Origin of the sequence: Pseudomonas sp. PS01299 (assembly GCF_029960145.1) — a bacterium.
Lineage (GTDB): Bacteria > Pseudomonadota > Gammaproteobacteria > Pseudomonadales > Pseudomonadaceae > Aquipseudomonas > Aquipseudomonas putida_A.
Genome location: NZ_JASCPO010000147.1, coordinates 1 through 14,430, shown reverse-complemented (window position 1 = coordinate 14,430; position 14,430 = coordinate 1). Strand labels below are relative to the sequence as shown.

Here is a 14,430-nt window from a genome sequence, read left to right as displayed (position 1 = left end):
CGCGATAGCGGTGTGTCATTAACATCGATCTAAACTGATCGACCGCTATCGCGAGCAGGCTCACTCCTACAACGGAATCAGGTATGCCTTGAACTCAGCACATCGGCTCAATCCAGCCCGGTTGATCCTGCCCATCATCAGCAGACCTTCCCTGATTGTCGGTCCCTCACGATGGCTCCCTCGACACCACGCTTTGCACTGTTGGCCCTGCTTTGCGCAGAGACCGACACTGTTTTCGCCAGCGACTTCTTCAACGACGCCAAAACCGAAGTGCTCAGCCGTAACTTCTTCCTGAGCAACGACTACCGCTCACCCTCTCCCTCCGGCAAAAACTATAAACAGGAATGGGCCCAGGGCTTTATCGGCACGTTCACCTCTGGCTACACGCCAGGCACTGTCGGGTTCGGCATCGATGCCCACGCCTTTCTCGGCCTGAAACTCGATGGCGGCAAAGGACATTCCGGCACGGGTCTGTTGCCGGTCGACAGCAATGGTCGTAGTGAACCGAACTACTCCAGCGCTGGCGGCGCGTTCAAACTGAAAGCTTCGCGCACCACCCTCGCGTTCGGCGAGATGACCGTGGAAACGCCGGTGTTCGACACCTCGGACAAACGCCTGCAACCGGAATACGCCACAGGTTTGCTAGTGAACAGTCGTGAAATCGACAACGTTAACTTCACGGCCGGACACTTCACCGCATTCAAGAATCAGGACAGCTCCTCAGGGCGCGGCGACTTTTCCGGTTACGGCGCCACTACCGAGGCTGGCGGAATCAGTTTTCTCGGCGCCGATCTGTTCGGCGACAGTCCGGTGGGTGGATCGCTTTACGCCTCGGATCTGACTGACACCTGGCACCAGTACTACGCCAATCTGCACTTCAAACAGTCCGGCCTGTTGCTCGATGCCAACCTCTACCACACCCGCGATACCGGTCGGGCGCTGGCCGGCGCGATCGACAACACCGCGTTCAGCCTGTCCGGCAAGTACAGTTTCGGCCCGCACGCGGTCATGCTCGGCTGGCAACGCGTCAATGGCGACACGTCGTTCGATTTCGTGGGCGGCGACTCGATCTACCTCGCCAACTCGATCAAATACGCCGATTTCAACGGCGCTGGCGAACGGTCCTGGCAAGCACGCTACGACCTTGACCTCGGCGCCTTCGGCATCCCTGGCCTGACCTTCATGACCCGCTACGTCTCCGGCGACCACATCGACGGCACTCACGCGCCCAAGGGCGGCGCGTACAACCCGTTCGATGCCGAGACTGGCGACTATCAGCCGCAGCAAGGCGCTGGCGGCAAGCATTGGGAACGGGATATCGATCTGAAATACATCGTGCAATCGGGCACGGCAAAGGACCTGTCGGTGCAGCTGTCGCACGTCTCGCACCGGGCCAACGAGGCACAGGCCGGGGATGATATCGACCGGATTTATGTGGTGATTCAGTACCCGTTGGGGTTCTGATGGCCCGTGATTAAACCCGGACTCAGACCCGAGGTCGCCCTACGAATCCATCGACTCAAAAAACTTCACGAAGCCGCCGACAACGAAGCCCTGCTGGGCATTCAGCAAGTCGTGATGCTCGGCGAACTGACCGTCAACCGCGCCCTCGACAACCTCGACCCACCCGCCTGAAACCCCGATCCCCTGTGGGAGCGAGCCTGCTCGCGAAAGCGGCCGATCAGCCGACTTTGAGGTTAATGACACACCGGCCACCACCAGCAGGCTGGCTCCAACCAGGGGATCGAGTGACATATTGAACATTGCGTGATTCGCGGACGGAAGCCGACCTGCGTTATTGGCTAGCCAAATGCCACTACATCACTTAGTCTGCGCGCCCCGCAAAAACGTTTGGCCAGGAAGGCTTTGATTGGCCTTCGCAACTGAACGTCATCAATCACGCAGATTCAGGGATGTTCATGTTTCATGTCTTCAAAATAGTGGTCGCCGGCCTGCTGGCCTCGCTGCTCAGTGGTTGTATCACCGAAAGCGCGTCATGGGTCAGCGAACCATTGCAGGCCAAGGCCAATGAGCCTGTGGCTTATCTGATCGGGTCTATCGGGCCGCGCTCGCTCAAACTGTCTCCGGCGGATAACCAACGCCTGTTTATACGCAAACGTGGCTCCCAGTACGGCGCTGCCGGTATCTGGAAAATGGCCGGTGCCTATTCAACGCCGCAGGATATTCAGGACGCTAACGGTGCCGCGAGTGTCTTCGTCCTTGCTTTGAAACCGGGCGACTACGAGTTCTACGATTTCCAGTTCTTCTCTGCGCGATACACACCGGGGCTTGGCACCGTTTACAGTTCGATGGAAGCGCGTGAGAAATTCAACCTTCCGCTACGTCTTGAAGCCGGAAAAGCCTATTACATGGGCGAATATCGCTCGCTCTGCCTCAACGGCATCGGCTGCACCTTCCTCTGGCGCGATCAGCGCGCCCGCGACGCCGTGATCGCCCAGCGCCAGGTTCCCGGACTACCACCTCTGCAATCACTGAAGCTCGATCTGAAAAGCGCCGAACCCTATATTTTTGCCGATACCCCGCCGGGTGTTGCCGCGGACATCAAACCATGAAAAAAATCACCACGCTTGCCACCGTCGCTCTGCTGGCCGGTTGTACCGCCACCAACACCTTGCCAGAGCGCACACTGGCCGACGGACAGGATTATCTGGCACCGATCCACGTCATGATCGACGACCCTCTGCAGTCTTCGTCGTTGCGCAATCATCTGCGCGAAACTGGCGTATTTCGCAACGTCGAAACCGGGTCCGGCCAAAACGATGCGTACAACGTCCAAGTCAAATTGAACATGCAACGCGAGTTCCCGCCGTTCCCAGTGGTGTTGTTGAGTTGCGCCACACTGTTCATGCTGCCGCTTTCGAAGGAATATGACACGCAGGCCGAGTTCTCGGTGTATCAAGGCGACAAGCGCCTCAAGCAGTACACCTATCGCAATAACACCCAGAAATACACCTGGTTGCTCGACCAGGGTGGCGAGCTGGAAGGACAGAACCTCAGCCGTATTGCACGGGCCTTTGCCCAGGACGTTCAACATGACCGGTTGATCCCTGTCGTGGGAAGTGCCCAATGAAGCTGGCCTTGATCAAGAACGGCGCGCTGCTCAGTGCGCTAATGGCACTCGGCGGTTGCGCCAACACCCTGCCGCCCCTCGATTATCACGCTACGCAAGCCTATGTGCCGGTGACGTTGAGCCTGGGCCCGGCCAATTCCCGGCACGAAGAATATCGTCAGCGTGAAACCATTTCTGCACTGAAAAACTCCGGTGCGTTTTCCATGCTCGACGGCGGTTACACCCGCAACGGTTACAGCCTGCTGATTACCCAGCCGTGGTCGGGCGAAACCCATTATCTGGCCATGTTCAATGTTCTGACCCTGTTCACCCTCCCAGTGCCTTATCACTACCAGGACAACTTGCGCAGCTCGGTCTTCAAGGACGGTAAACTGCTCAAGACCTATAACTATTCCCGCGAAGGCTGGAGCGTGTTGGCTTGGTACGTGCCGATCCCGGACAACAAGAACAAGCAGCAGATGCTGGATCAGTTTCTGGGAGAGTTGGAGAAGGACAAGCTGATTCCCTATCAGCCTTGACCGTTGCGCCGCGACAGCAAGCATCACTGCGGCGAGGACGGGAATTTATTGGCGGAAGGCAGCCGGAGTCGAACCTGCCCGGGAACGGATGCCGTCCCCAACCGGGTTTGAAGCCCGGCCGCGCCACCGGGCGCGATTGCCTTCCTTTGAACTCAGGGTGCGTCGGCACTGGCCAGCGCGTTGTCGTGGCGGATCACCCGGGATTCTCCGATGCGTCGGGTCAGGCCGAGGCGGTCGAAGTATTCCAGATACTGAATACAGCGTTTGCGTCCCAAGCCTAGCGCATCACGGAAGGTTGTCACCTGGATCGACGGATTTTCCTGTTCCAGCTGCAACAGAATGTTGGCCATGCGCCGCAGTTGCCCGTCAGACAGAAACAGATCGCGCACCACTTGGTGCATCAGCCCCAGGCGCGCCAGTTTGCGCAACAGCAGGCGCACCATCGCATCTTCCACGCCCAACACTTTGGCGACATCACGTACCCACGGCGGATCAAACCCGGCCTGCTCGAACAGCGGCTGCATGCGCTGCCACAGGGTTTCGTCTTCAGCACTCAAACGCACCTGATGATCGGGCAAATGCAACCACGGCCCGCTGGCGTTGATCGATCCGGCGGCGCGCAGTTCTTCCAGCAGGCTGACAAAGGTCGAGCGCTCCAGCGCCAGACCACTGAAGCGTCGCAGGCGGTCGCGATCCGGTCCCATCTGGTCCGGTTCCAGCTCATGCAACTTGGCCAACTGCTCCAACAGGGTGAACTTCAACTGCCCCCAGCGCTGCACGTTGAACAGCACCGGTCCCTGGCGGGTGTCGATCAGGCGCACGTTGGCCGGTAGTGCCCAGTCTTCACGCGGGCGATTGAACTGGCGCTCAATTCGTTGCGGATCGAGGCCGCCAGCGCTGTGGTCGAGCAACAGCGGCAGCGCTTGTTCAAGACTGTCGCTGCCGGCCAGGGCCTGCAGTTGCGCAAGCCGTTCCGGGCTACGGCGCTGGCGGGCCGGGGCGAACGGGTCGAGCACCTGACCACCACCGAGGGTGCGTTGCGCGCTGTGGTCACGCAGGATCAGGCGATCGCCCTTCACCGCGTGCACCGGGGCGTTGATCAGCAATTGCGCGAACATGCGCTGACCGGGACTCAAGCGCGGGCCTTCGAGTAACGCCACGCGGGCGATGACGTCTTGCGTACCGAGGTGCACGTGCACCGGGTGAAAGTGTTCGAAGGTGCGCTCACCAGGCAACAGTTGAAATTCGATATCGACCCGTTGCGTCGGTGCGTGCAGCCATTCGGCCAACAGCCATTGGCCGCGATGGATCTGCTCCAGGGTCAATCGATCGCCACTGATGTTCAGCGCCACCCGTTGCCCGGCGAAGGCCTGCTCGGCGGCCTGATTTTGCGCGTGCAGTCCTCGCACCCGCACCGATTTCCCGGACGGCCCGAGGGCCAGTTTGTCTCCGACTGACACCGTTCCCGACAATGCCGTGCCAGTGACCACAATCCCGGCGCCCGCCACGCTGAAGGCGCGGTCGATGGCCAGGCGAAAACCACCTTCGCGGCTGCGCTCATGCACTTCGCTTTGAATCTGCAGCAAGCTCTGGCGCAGTTCATCGACGCCCTGCCCGGTCACGCTCGACACCGCCAGCGTCGTCGCATCGGCGAATGGCCCGGCTTCGAGCAGATCGAGAACCTGGCGCTGCACCTCCTCCACCCTGCCCGCTTCAACCCGATCGCATTTGGTGATCGCCACCAGCGCCCGGGGAATGCCCAGCAACTGAACAATCGCCAGATGCTCGCGGGTCTGCGGCATCACCCCGTCATCCGCCGCCACCACCAGCAACACCAGATCGATGCCCTGCGCCCCGGCGAGCATGTTGTGGGTGAATTTCTCGTGGCCCGGCACATCGATGAACCCGGTCAGCCCGGCACCAGGCTCCAGCTCTGCGTAGAGATAACCGAGGTCGATGGTCATTCCGCGCTCGCGCTCCTGCGGGCGGCGGTCGCCGGTTTGCCCGGTCAGGGCTTGCAGCAACGAGGTCTTGCCGTGGTCGATGTGCCCGGCGGTGCCGACGATCACGACTCGACCTGCAACTGCGGCAACTGCGCCAGCCACGTCGGCTCGTCATCGAGTTGGCGTAGATCGAGCCATAGCGCATCGTCGTCAATGCGCCCGAGCACAGGGATTGGCAACGCACGCAATGCCGCTTCTAGATTCAGCAGAAAACGCCCGCGCATACGCTTGGACACTTGCGGGCGCAAGCACAGCGCCGCACTCGGCAACCGCGCCACCGGTTGGCTGCCGCTGCCGATCATGCCCAGCGCTTTCACTGCACTGACATTCCACGGTTCGCCCAAGACTTCAGCCATCGCCGGTTGCAAACGAGAGGCCTGGGCGAGAATGTCGGCTTGCGGGCGAGTCAACAGCCGCAAACTCGGCAGACGTTCGGCGAGGCGATCCGGGTCGCGATACAGGCCGAGCACCGCTTCCAGCGCGGCCAGGGTCAACTTGTCGACCCGCAAAGCACGCTTCAACGGATTTTTCTTGATCTTCGCGATCAAGTCTTTGCGCCCGACAATCAACCCGGCCTGCGGCCCGCCGAGCAATTTGTCGCCGCTGAAGGTGACGATGTCTGCACCGTCGAGCAGCGCCTGGCGCACTGTGGGTTCCGCCGGCAGACCCCAGCGGGTCAAGTCCAGCAGACTGCCGCTGCCCAGATCCTCCAGCAGCGGCAAGCCGTGCCGATGGGCCAGTTCGGCCAGTTCGGCGGTGGGCACCCGGGCGGTAAAGCCTTCGATGCTGTAGTTGCTCGCATGCACGCGCATGATCAAACCACTGCGCGGGCTGATCGCTGCTTCGTAGTCGCGGGCGTGGGTACGGTTGGTGGTGCCGACTTCATGCAGGCGCACACCGGCGCGGGCCATGATGTCGGGGATGCGGAACGCGCCGCCGATTTCGATCAGCTCGCCGCGCGAGATGATGCCTTCCTTGCGCGCGCCGAGGCTGTTCAGCGTCAGCAACACCGCAGCGGCATTATTGTTGACCACGGTGACGGCTTCGGCGCCGGTCAGTTCGCGGATCAGGCCTTCGATCAGATCATCGCGATCACCGCGCTTGCCGCTGGCCAGATCGAATTCCAGATTGAGCGGGTAACGTGCGGCCATCTGCACCGCGTCGATGGCTTCTTCGGGCAACAAGGCACGACCGAGGTTGGTGTGCAGCACCGTGCCGGTCAGGTTGAACACCCGCCGCACGTTGCTGCGCTGTTGCTGGGCCAGACGCTCGCCGACGCGGCCGGCGAGCACTTCGGGGCTGATTTCAATGGCAGACAGTTGACCTTGCAACACGCTGAGCCGCAGCTCATCAAGCAACTGCCGCAAACCGCTCAGCAACGCCTCACGACCATAACGCTCGGCCAGCGGCAGACAGGCCGGGTGACGCAACAAACCATCAATGGAAGGCAACCGCAGGGCAACACTCGAAGACATCAGCCACTCCCGAAAACAAGACTCTCCGGCATGACCTGACGCAACGCGTCTAAATACAGCACACCGGCCCCCAATTGTGGGAGCGGGCTTGCTCGCGAATGCGGTGAGTCAGCCACAAATGATCTGACTGACACGGCCCCTTCGGGAGCAAGCCCCTCTCACAAGTTTTTCAGGAGTGTAGACGCTCTGGTCATTCGTCTCCCGGCGCCAGCATCAGATTCGGTGCCAGACGCTGAAAACCGTCCTGCGCCAGACGCATGTCGAGCAGCAGGCTGCTGAGATCCGCCGACAACGCTTCGCCTTCGGCATCGTTCTCCAGATACACCAGTTTCAGGTAGCTGTTGCAGCTGGGGCAGACCTCCGCGCGAATCGGCGCCTGATTGGCCGCATGCCGATCGTCCTCCAGGCTCAGGTAATCCAGGCCCTTGCTCGACTCGCAATACACGCACTTGACCCGCACCACGTGCCATTCGCAGGCGCACAACGAACACACCAGATAGCGCAGGCCGTTGTGTTTGCCGCGATGGCGGATCACCCCGGCCATCGCCGGTGAACCACAGCCCGGGCACTGGCTGAGGCTGTCGCCGGGTTTCAGTTGCAGGTTCGCTGCGCTGAGCAGCCAATGGCTCCACGCCGCTTGCAGCCCGGCGCCGAGGAACGGCACCAGCGCCGCCGGCACCATTGAATACTGACCGCTGACCAGCGCCACGGCCCACGCGCGCAATTGCCCGACACTGGCACCGCGCAATGTGGCGAGCGCGTCGACTACGGCGGGTTGATCGGGCGCCACGTAACGTTGCAATAAAGCATCCAGATAAGCCCGCCAAGCGTCTTCGCGAACCAGTGTGTCGGCAGCAATCGGCGGCAAACCATGCAACTGACAGGCTTCGATCCTTTGCTGATCAAACGATGCCGTCAGCGGTGGATCGTCGAAAACCTGCTGCTGAGCCCGGCACAATCCGGCGATCAGACGCAGGTAATCAGCCAGCGGATGCCCTTCGGCCAATTGCTCCAGGCGCTGGGCGCGCAAGGTGAACAGATTGTGCGGCGGCAGGTGCAGAAACGGCGGCGAACTGGCCGCCGCTTCGATTTCCCCGGGTTCAAGAATAGTTGCCAAAAGTCAGCCCTTTTTGGTGATCGGTCGCTCCGGCACGTCCGGATTGCGTTCATCGCGGGTGATGTCGCGATACCACAGTTCGTGGTGTTTCCTCGCCCAGGCGCGGCTGACCCAACCATGCAGCATCGCGTCCACCGAACCCTTGATCCACAGCCCGGCGTAGATGTGCACGATGATGCTGAGGATCAGTACAAACCCGGCCAGCGCATGCAGGAGCATGGCCCAGCGGATCACGGTGATGCCGAAGTACGCACTGAAATACGCGCGCCAGATCACCAGCCCGGTGAACAGCAGACCGAGCATGCACAGCAGTAAAGTCCAGAACAGCATCTTCTGCCCGGCGTTGTACTTGCCCACCGGCGGCACGCTTTCTTCATCGTTGACCAGCACTCGATCGATGCGGCGCATCCACTTCCAGTCGTTGTCGATGAAGAAGTTCGCGCGCCAGAAGCGGAACACCAGGCCGAGGAACAACACGAACATCAGCACGCCCATGAACGGGTGCAGAATCCGCGTCCACGGCCCGCCGCCGAACAGGTGAGTCAACCAGAACATCGACGGATGAAACAACGCCAGCCCGGACAGCCCGGCCATGAAGAACAGAATCGCCACCAGCCAGTGATTGGTGCGCTGGTTGGCGGTGTAGCGCAGGATCGTCTTGTTGCTCATGGCCGGTCCTCCCCGCGTGGATCGAAGGTGTGCACCGCCGGATCGACAACGTGCACCGAAGTATCCGGTGGCGTCGGATGATCATCCTCTTCGGTGCGATTCGGCCCGATGCGCACATAGTGGAAGAAACCGGCGAGCACCGCCGCACCCATCGCCAGCAGGCCCAAGGGTTTGCTGATACCTTTCCACAAGCCCACCAGCGGGCTGATGGCCGGCGCCTCTGGCAACCCGGCGTAGATCTTCGGCGTATCGGCGTGGTGCAACACATACATCACGTGAGTGCCGCCGACGCCTTCCGGGTCATACAGCCCGGCGTTGTCGAAGCCACGGCTTTTCAGGTCGACGATGCGTTCGGCGGCGTGTTCCTTCATGTCTTCTTTGGTGCCGAAGACAATGGCGCCGGTGGGACAGGTTTTCACGCAGGCCGGCTCCAGCCCTACCGCGACGCGGTCGGAACACAAGGTGCATTTGTAGGCCTTGTGATCCTTCTGCGAGATCCGCGGAATGTTGAACGGGCAACCGGTGATGCAATAACCGCAGCCGATGCAGTGATCCTGATCGAAATCGACGATGCCGTTGGCTTGCTTGATGATCGCCCCGGGACTGGGGCATGCCGCGAGGCACCCCGGTTCGGCACAATGCATGCAGCCGTCCTTGCGGATCAGCCACTCCAGGTTGCCGGCGTCGGTTTCGTGTTCGGTAAAGCGCATCAAGGTCCAGGTTTCAGCGCTCAGGTCTTGCGGGTTGTCATAGGTGCCGTGGTTGTGACCGACCTCGTCGCGCAGCTCGTTCCATTCCGAGCAGGCGACCTGGCAGGCCTTGCAGCCGATGCATTTGGTGGTGTCGATCAGCTTGGCGACTTCCTGCTGATTCCGCACCGAGGGCGGCACCGTGGTGGTGGCCGAGCGGGCAATGATGTCTTGGCTGGCCATTTACAGTTTCTCCACGTTGACCAGGAATGACTTGGATTCCGGGGTCTGTGTGTTGCCATCGCCGAGGAACGGCACCAGGGTGTTGGTCAGGTAACCGTGACGCGTCTGGCCGGTGAATCCCCAGTGCAGCGGGATGCCGATCTGATGCACCACCTGGCCGTTGACCTGCAGCGGCCGGATGCGTTTGGTCACCACCGCCACCGCCTCGATGAACCCGCGTTTGCAGCTGACCCGCACCCGATCTCCGGCGGCGATGCCCTTCTCCTTCGCCAGCACTTCGCCGATTTCGACGAACTGCTCAGGCTGGGCAATCGCATTCAACTTGCAATGCTTGCTCCAGAAGTGGAAGTGCTCGGTCAGCCGGTAACTGGTGCCGGCGTACGGGAAGTCCTTGGCCTCGCCGAGGCTTTCCCAGACCGAATCGAAGATCCGCGCCGCCGGGTTGCTGGTGGCTTTCTTGTTTTGCGGGTGCAGCGGGTTGATGCCGATCGGCGTTTCGAACGGCTCGTAGTGCTCGGGGAAAGGCCCTTCGTTCATCTTGTCGACGGCGAAGAACCGCGCCACGCCTTCGGGGTTCATGATGAACGGGTTCATCCCCGCTTCCGGCGGCACATCGGCCTTGTAGTCCGGCACGTCGGTGCCGCCCCAGGCCTTGCCGTTCCACCACACCAGGCGTTTTTTCGGATCCCACGGTTTGCCGGCGACGTCCGCCGAAGCGCGGTTGTAGAGAATCCGCCGGTTGGCCGGCCACGCCCAGGCCCAGCCCTGATGCTGATGCATGCCATACGGGTCGGCATTGTCACGCCGGGCCATCTGGTTGCCGGCCTCGGTCCAGCTGCCGGCGAAGATCCAGCAACCGGACGCGGTGCTGCCGTCGTCCTTGAGCAGGCCGAACCCGGCCAGTTGCGATCCGGCCTTGACCGCCACGCCGCTGGCATCGGTGAAGTCGGCCATGGCGCTGCCGTTGATCTCTTTGGCCAGCTCCTCCGGCGATGGCTCGTCGGGGATCTTATACGGCCACGACAGGTTCAGCAGCGGATCGGGGAACTTGCCGCCCTCGGCCTGATAGCGCTTGCGCAGGCGCAGGAACAGTTCGCTCATGATGCGAATGTCGGTCTGCGCTTCGCCGGGGCCGTCGGCGCCTTTCCAGTGCCATTGCAGCCAGCGGCTGCTGTTGACCAGCGAGCCGTCCTCCTCGGCAAAGCAGGTGGTCGGCAGGCGAATCACTTCGGTCTGGATCTCGGCGCTTTTCACATCGTTGTACGGCCCGACGTTTTGCCAGAACTCCGAGGTTTCGGTGGCCAGCGGATCCATCACCACCAGCCATTTGAGCTTGGCTAGCGCGCCCATCACCCGGTTCTTGTCCGGCAACGCGGCGATCGGGTTGAAACCCTGGCACATGTAGCCGTTGACCTTGCCCTGGCTCATCAGGTCGAACATCTTCAGGACGTCGTAGTTGGGGATATCCAGTTTCGGCAGGTAGTCGTAATTCCAGTTGTTCTCCAGCGTCGCGTTGGCGCCGTACCAGGACTTCATCAGGCTGACGTGGAATTTGCTGTAGTTCTGCCAGTAGGACAGCTGCCCCGGACGCAACGGCATTTGCGTACGCTTTTTGATAAAGGCGTTGTAGTCCTGCTCGCCATCGCCACCCAGAGTCAGATAGCCCGGCAGCGAGTTGGACAACAACCCGAGGTCGGTCAGGCCCTGAATGTTCGAGTGCCCACGCAAGGCATTGACCCCGCCGCCCGGCATGCCGACGTTGCCCAGCAGCAGTTGCACCATCGCCGCACTGCGGATGATCTGTGCGCCGATCGAATGTTGCGTCCAGCCGAGTGCATAGAGGATGGTCATGGTTTTGCCCGGCGTGGAGCACGTGGCAATCTCATCCCAGATTTTCTGCATCGCATCGACCGGCATCCCGCAGATCTGGCTCGCCAGCTCAATGTTGTAGCGGCTGTAATGCTGCTTCATCAATTGATAGACGCAGCGCGGGTCCTGCAGGGTTGGGTCGACTTTGACGAAGCCATCCTCGCCCAACTCGTAACCCCAGCCGGATTTGTCGGTGTAACTGCGTTTGGCCGCGTCATAGCCGCTGAAGATGCCGTCTTCAAAGCCATAGCCGGCTTTGACGATGAACGAGACGTCGGTGTAGTTGCGCACGTATTCGTGCTGGATCTTGTCCTGAGTCAGCAGGTAATTGATCAGCCCGCCCATGAAGGCGATGTCGGTACCGGTGCGGATCGGCGCGTAATAGTCGGCCACGGAAGCGGTCCGGGTAAAACGCGGGTCGACCACGATCAGCCGGGCAGCGTTATGTGCCTTGGCTTCGGTTACCCATTTGAAGCCGCACGGATGCGCTTCTGCTGCGTTGCCACCCATCACCAGGATCAGATTCGCGTTGGCGATATCGGTCCAGGTATTGGTCATGGCACCACGGCCGTACGTCGGGGCAAGACTTGCCACCGTCGGGCCGTGTCAGACACGCGCCTGGTTATCGAACCCCAGCATGCCAAGACTGCGAATCACCTTCTGGGTGATGTAACCGGCTTCGTTGGATGCGGCCGACGCGGCGAGAAATCCGGTGGTCAGCCAGCGATTCACCGTTTGCCCGCTGGTGTTTTTCTCGATGAAGTTGGCGTCGCGGTCGGCCTTCATCAGGTCGGCGATGCGATCCAGTGCTTCATCCCAGCTGATCCGGGTCCATTCGCTGCTGCCGGGCTTGCGCATTTGCGGGTATTGCAGGCGGCCCGGGCTGTGAATGAAGTCCAGCAGGCCCGCGCCTTTCGGGCACAGGGTGCCGCGGTTGACCGGGTGGTCGGCATCGCCCTCGATGTGAATGATATTTTGCGCGACGTTCTTCGCGGCATCGCCCTGGCTGTACATGATCAACCCGCAACCGACCGAGCAATACGGGCAGGTGTTGCGGGTTTCATGGGTGTGGGCAAGCTTGAAGTGACGCACCTGCTCGGCGAAGGCCAGCGTCGGGGCCATGCCCAACGCGCCCAGGCTAGAGCCTGCAAGGCCGATACCGGCGACCTTGAAGAATTGACGACGGCTGAGATCCATCGTGCACTCCTGATCAGGTGGAACCCGGTACTTGAGCCGGGCTTTTTCTGGACAAACACGGTTACGGCAGAATGCCTGCCGGCTTTTTCACTGTAGACAATGACCACACACTCTGTGTGAAAACCGACCGTCGGCCGTTTGTCGGTCTATTCGCCAACGAACACAAAACCCTGTGGGAGCTGGCTTGCCAGCGAAAGCGGTGGATCAGTCAACACTAATAGCGACAGTGACGACGCCATCGCTGGCAAGCCAGCTCCCACATGGGTCGCGTTGGGCTTAGAATGGCGCCCAGGATCCATCCCGCCTTCACGAGACCGCGCATGACTTTCGATTTTGATCAGGTATTCGACCGCCACAACACCGGCAGCACCAAGTGGAGCCGCTACCCGGAGGATGTGTTGCCGATGTGGGTCGCTGATATGGATTTCGCCGCGCCACCGGTGATCATCGAGGCGCTGCAGCAGCGCCTGTTGCACCCACTGGTGGGTTACAGCGTGGCGCAGGACAACTTGCGTGAGGCGATCGTCGCCGACCTGTGGGACAAGTTCGCCTGGAAGGTCAAACCGCAGGAGCTGATCTTCCTGCCGGGCGTTGAATCCGGTTTCAACATGGCTTTGAAAGCCCTGGTACAGCCGCAGCAGAACGTCGTGGTGCAAGTGCCGAACTACCCGCCGCTGCGGCATGCGCCGGGGCATTGGGGGCTGAACAAGGTCGAGCTGGAATTCATCCCCCAGGCCGATGGCACTTACGCCACGCCGCTGGAGACCCTGCGCGAATCGCTGAACGGTGGCGGCGCCCTGCTCTTGAGCAACCCGCACAACCCGATCGGCAAGGTGTTTGGCCGTGAGGAGCTGCAAGCCGTAGCGGATATCTGTGCGGCACAGGACGCCTGGATCATCTCCGACGAGATCCACGCCGAACTGTGCTTCGACGGCCGCGTGCACATTCCGACCGCGTCCCTCAGCCCGGAAATCGCCAAGCGCACCATCACCCTGATGTCGGCGAGCAAGGCCTACAACATCGCCGGCCTCAAGACCTCGTTCATGATCATCCAGGACGCCGCCCTGCGCGAACGCGTCAACCACGCGCGCTGCGGCATGGTCGACAGCGTCAACCCGCTGGGCATGGAAGCCACCCGCGTCGCCTACAGCCAAGGTGCGCCGTGGCTGGCCGAGCTGAAAACCTATCTGCAGGCCAACCGCGACTGGTTGGTGGATGCGGTGCGCAGCCGCTTGCCGGGGGTGACGATCAATGTGCCGCAAGGGACGTATCTGGCGTGGCTCGATTGCTCGGCGCTGGACCTGGACAATCCGCAACAGTTCTTCCTCGAACAGGCCAGGGTCGGTCTGAGCGCCGGGCTGGATTTCGGCGATCAGCACCAACAGTTCGTGCGCCTGAACTTCGGCTGCCCACGGTCGTTGCTCGAAGAGGGCATCCGCCGCATGGAGCGCGCCCTGACCCAGCGCAATACCTGAAAACACCACCAATCTGTAGGAGTGAGCCTGCTCGCGATAGCTGACTGACATTCAACATCAATGTCGGCTGATACACCGCTATCG

Annotated in this window: 12 protein-coding genes and 1 tRNA gene; 6 read left to right on the top strand and 7 right to left on the bottom strand. The window is 61.3% G+C overall.

The window, feature by feature from the left end; genetic code table 11:
• The first annotated feature begins 171 nt into the window (after positions 1-171).
• The 5 genes from QMX91_RS21475 (at position 172) to QMX91_RS21455 (ending at position 3,609) form a co-directional block, all read left to right on the top strand.
• Positions 172-1,464: an OprD family porin gene (locus QMX91_RS21475; RefSeq protein WP_282413327.1), complete on the top strand. Its 1,293-nt coding sequence runs from the start codon at positions 172-174 to the stop codon at positions 1,462-1,464.
• Positions 1,465-1,470: 6 nt separating this feature from the next.
• Entirely contained in the window at positions 1,471-1,635 is a 165-nt protein-coding gene (locus QMX91_RS21470; protein WP_167734059.1) for a hypothetical protein, read from the top strand.
• A 284-nt stretch (positions 1,636-1,919) separates the two neighbouring features.
• Positions 1,920-2,573: a hypothetical protein gene (locus QMX91_RS21465; RefSeq protein ID WP_135295842.1), complete on the top strand. Its 654-nt coding sequence runs from the start codon at positions 1,920-1,922 to the stop codon at positions 2,571-2,573.
• The gene (locus tag QMX91_RS21460; protein WP_098964065.1) at positions 2,570-3,091 is read left to right on the top strand and encodes a hypothetical protein; all 522 of its coding nucleotides are present in this window, start codon (positions 2,570-2,572) and stop codon (positions 3,089-3,091) included. The genes QMX91_RS21465 and QMX91_RS21460 overlap by 4 nt, the downstream gene beginning before the upstream one ends.
• The gene (locus tag QMX91_RS21455) at positions 3,088-3,609 is read left to right on the top strand and encodes a hypothetical protein (RefSeq protein ID WP_282413326.1); all 522 of its coding nucleotides are present in this window, start codon (positions 3,088-3,090) and stop codon (positions 3,607-3,609) included. Before QMX91_RS21460 ends, QMX91_RS21455 begins: the two co-directional genes overlap by 4 nt.
• A gap of 49 nt (positions 3,610-3,658) precedes the next feature.
• Here QMX91_RS21455 and QMX91_RS21450 read toward each other — a convergent pair.
• The 7 genes from QMX91_RS21450 to fdnG form a co-directional block, all read right to left on the bottom strand.
• Positions 3,659-3,754: transfer RNA gene (locus QMX91_RS21450), tRNA-Sec, on the bottom strand.
• A 7-nt stretch (positions 3,755-3,761) separates the two neighbouring features.
• On the bottom strand, positions 3,762-5,678 hold the full coding sequence (gene selB / locus QMX91_RS21445) for a selenocysteine-specific translation elongation factor (protein WP_282413328.1): 1,917 nt from the start codon (positions 5,676-5,678) through the stop codon (positions 3,762-3,764).
• Positions 5,675-7,087 carry an L-seryl-tRNA(Sec) selenium transferase gene (selA, locus tag QMX91_RS21440; RefSeq protein WP_282413325.1) on the bottom strand — a complete coding sequence of 471 codons (1,413 nt, stop codon included), beginning with the start codon at positions 7,085-7,087 and terminating at the stop codon, positions 5,675-5,677. The genes selB and selA overlap by 4 nt, the downstream gene beginning before the upstream one ends.
• 190 nt (positions 7,088-7,277) lie before the next feature.
• Positions 7,278-8,204, bottom strand: coding sequence for a formate dehydrogenase accessory protein FdhE (fdhE, locus tag QMX91_RS21435; protein WP_282413324.1), 927 nt, complete (start codon positions 8,202-8,204; stop codon positions 7,278-7,280).
• A 3-nt stretch (positions 8,205-8,207) separates the two neighbouring features.
• Positions 8,208-8,873, bottom strand: coding sequence for a formate dehydrogenase subunit gamma (locus QMX91_RS21430; RefSeq protein WP_003224974.1), 666 nt, complete (start codon positions 8,871-8,873; stop codon positions 8,208-8,210).
• Positions 8,870-9,805 (bottom strand): formate dehydrogenase subunit beta, encoded by a 936-nt coding sequence (gene fdxH / locus QMX91_RS21425; protein ID WP_282413323.1) that lies wholly within the window; start codon positions 9,803-9,805, stop codon positions 8,870-8,872. Before fdxH ends, QMX91_RS21430 begins: the two co-directional genes overlap by 4 nt.
• Positions 9,806-12,871 carry a formate dehydrogenase-N subunit alpha gene (gene fdnG / locus QMX91_RS21420; protein ID WP_282413322.1) on the bottom strand — a complete coding sequence of 1,022 codons (3,066 nt, stop codon included), beginning with the start codon at positions 12,869-12,871 and terminating at the stop codon, positions 9,806-9,808.
• A gap of 320 nt (positions 12,872-13,191) precedes the next feature.
• Here fdnG and QMX91_RS21415 point away from each other — a divergent pair, with 320 nt between their 5' ends.
• Positions 13,192-14,346 (top strand): PatB family C-S lyase, encoded by a 1,155-nt coding sequence (locus QMX91_RS21415; RefSeq protein WP_282413321.1) that lies wholly within the window; start codon positions 13,192-13,194, stop codon positions 14,344-14,346.
• Positions 14,347-14,430 lie beyond the last annotated feature (84 nt).

Excerpts from the sequence above, each read along its gene's own strand:
- QMX91_RS21475 (WP_282413327.1), top strand. The coding sequence starts at position 172 with ATGGCTCCCTCGACACCACGCTTTGCACTGTTGGCCCTGCTTTGCGCA.
- QMX91_RS21465 (WP_135295842.1), top strand. The coding sequence starts at position 1,920 with ATGTTTCATGTCTTCAAAATAGTGGTCGCCGGCCTGCTGGCCTCGCTG.
- QMX91_RS21460 (WP_098964065.1), top strand. The coding sequence starts at position 2,570 with ATGAAAAAAATCACCACGCTTGCCACCGTCGCTCTGCTGGCCGGTTGT.
- QMX91_RS21455 (WP_282413326.1), top strand. The coding sequence starts at position 3,088 with ATGAAGCTGGCCTTGATCAAGAACGGCGCGCTGCTCAGTGCGCTAATG.
- selA (WP_282413325.1), bottom strand. The coding sequence starts at position 7,087 with ATGTCTTCGAGTGTTGCCCTGCGGTTGCCTTCCATTGATGGTTTGTTG.
- QMX91_RS21430 (WP_003224974.1), bottom strand. The coding sequence starts at position 8,873 with ATGAGCAACAAGACGATCCTGCGCTACACCGCCAACCAGCGCACCAAT.
- fdxH (WP_282413323.1), bottom strand. The coding sequence starts at position 9,805 with ATGGCCAGCCAAGACATCATTGCCCGCTCGGCCACCACCACGGTGCCG.
- QMX91_RS21415 (WP_282413321.1), top strand. The coding sequence starts at position 13,192 with ATGACTTTCGATTTTGATCAGGTATTCGACCGCCACAACACCGGCAGC.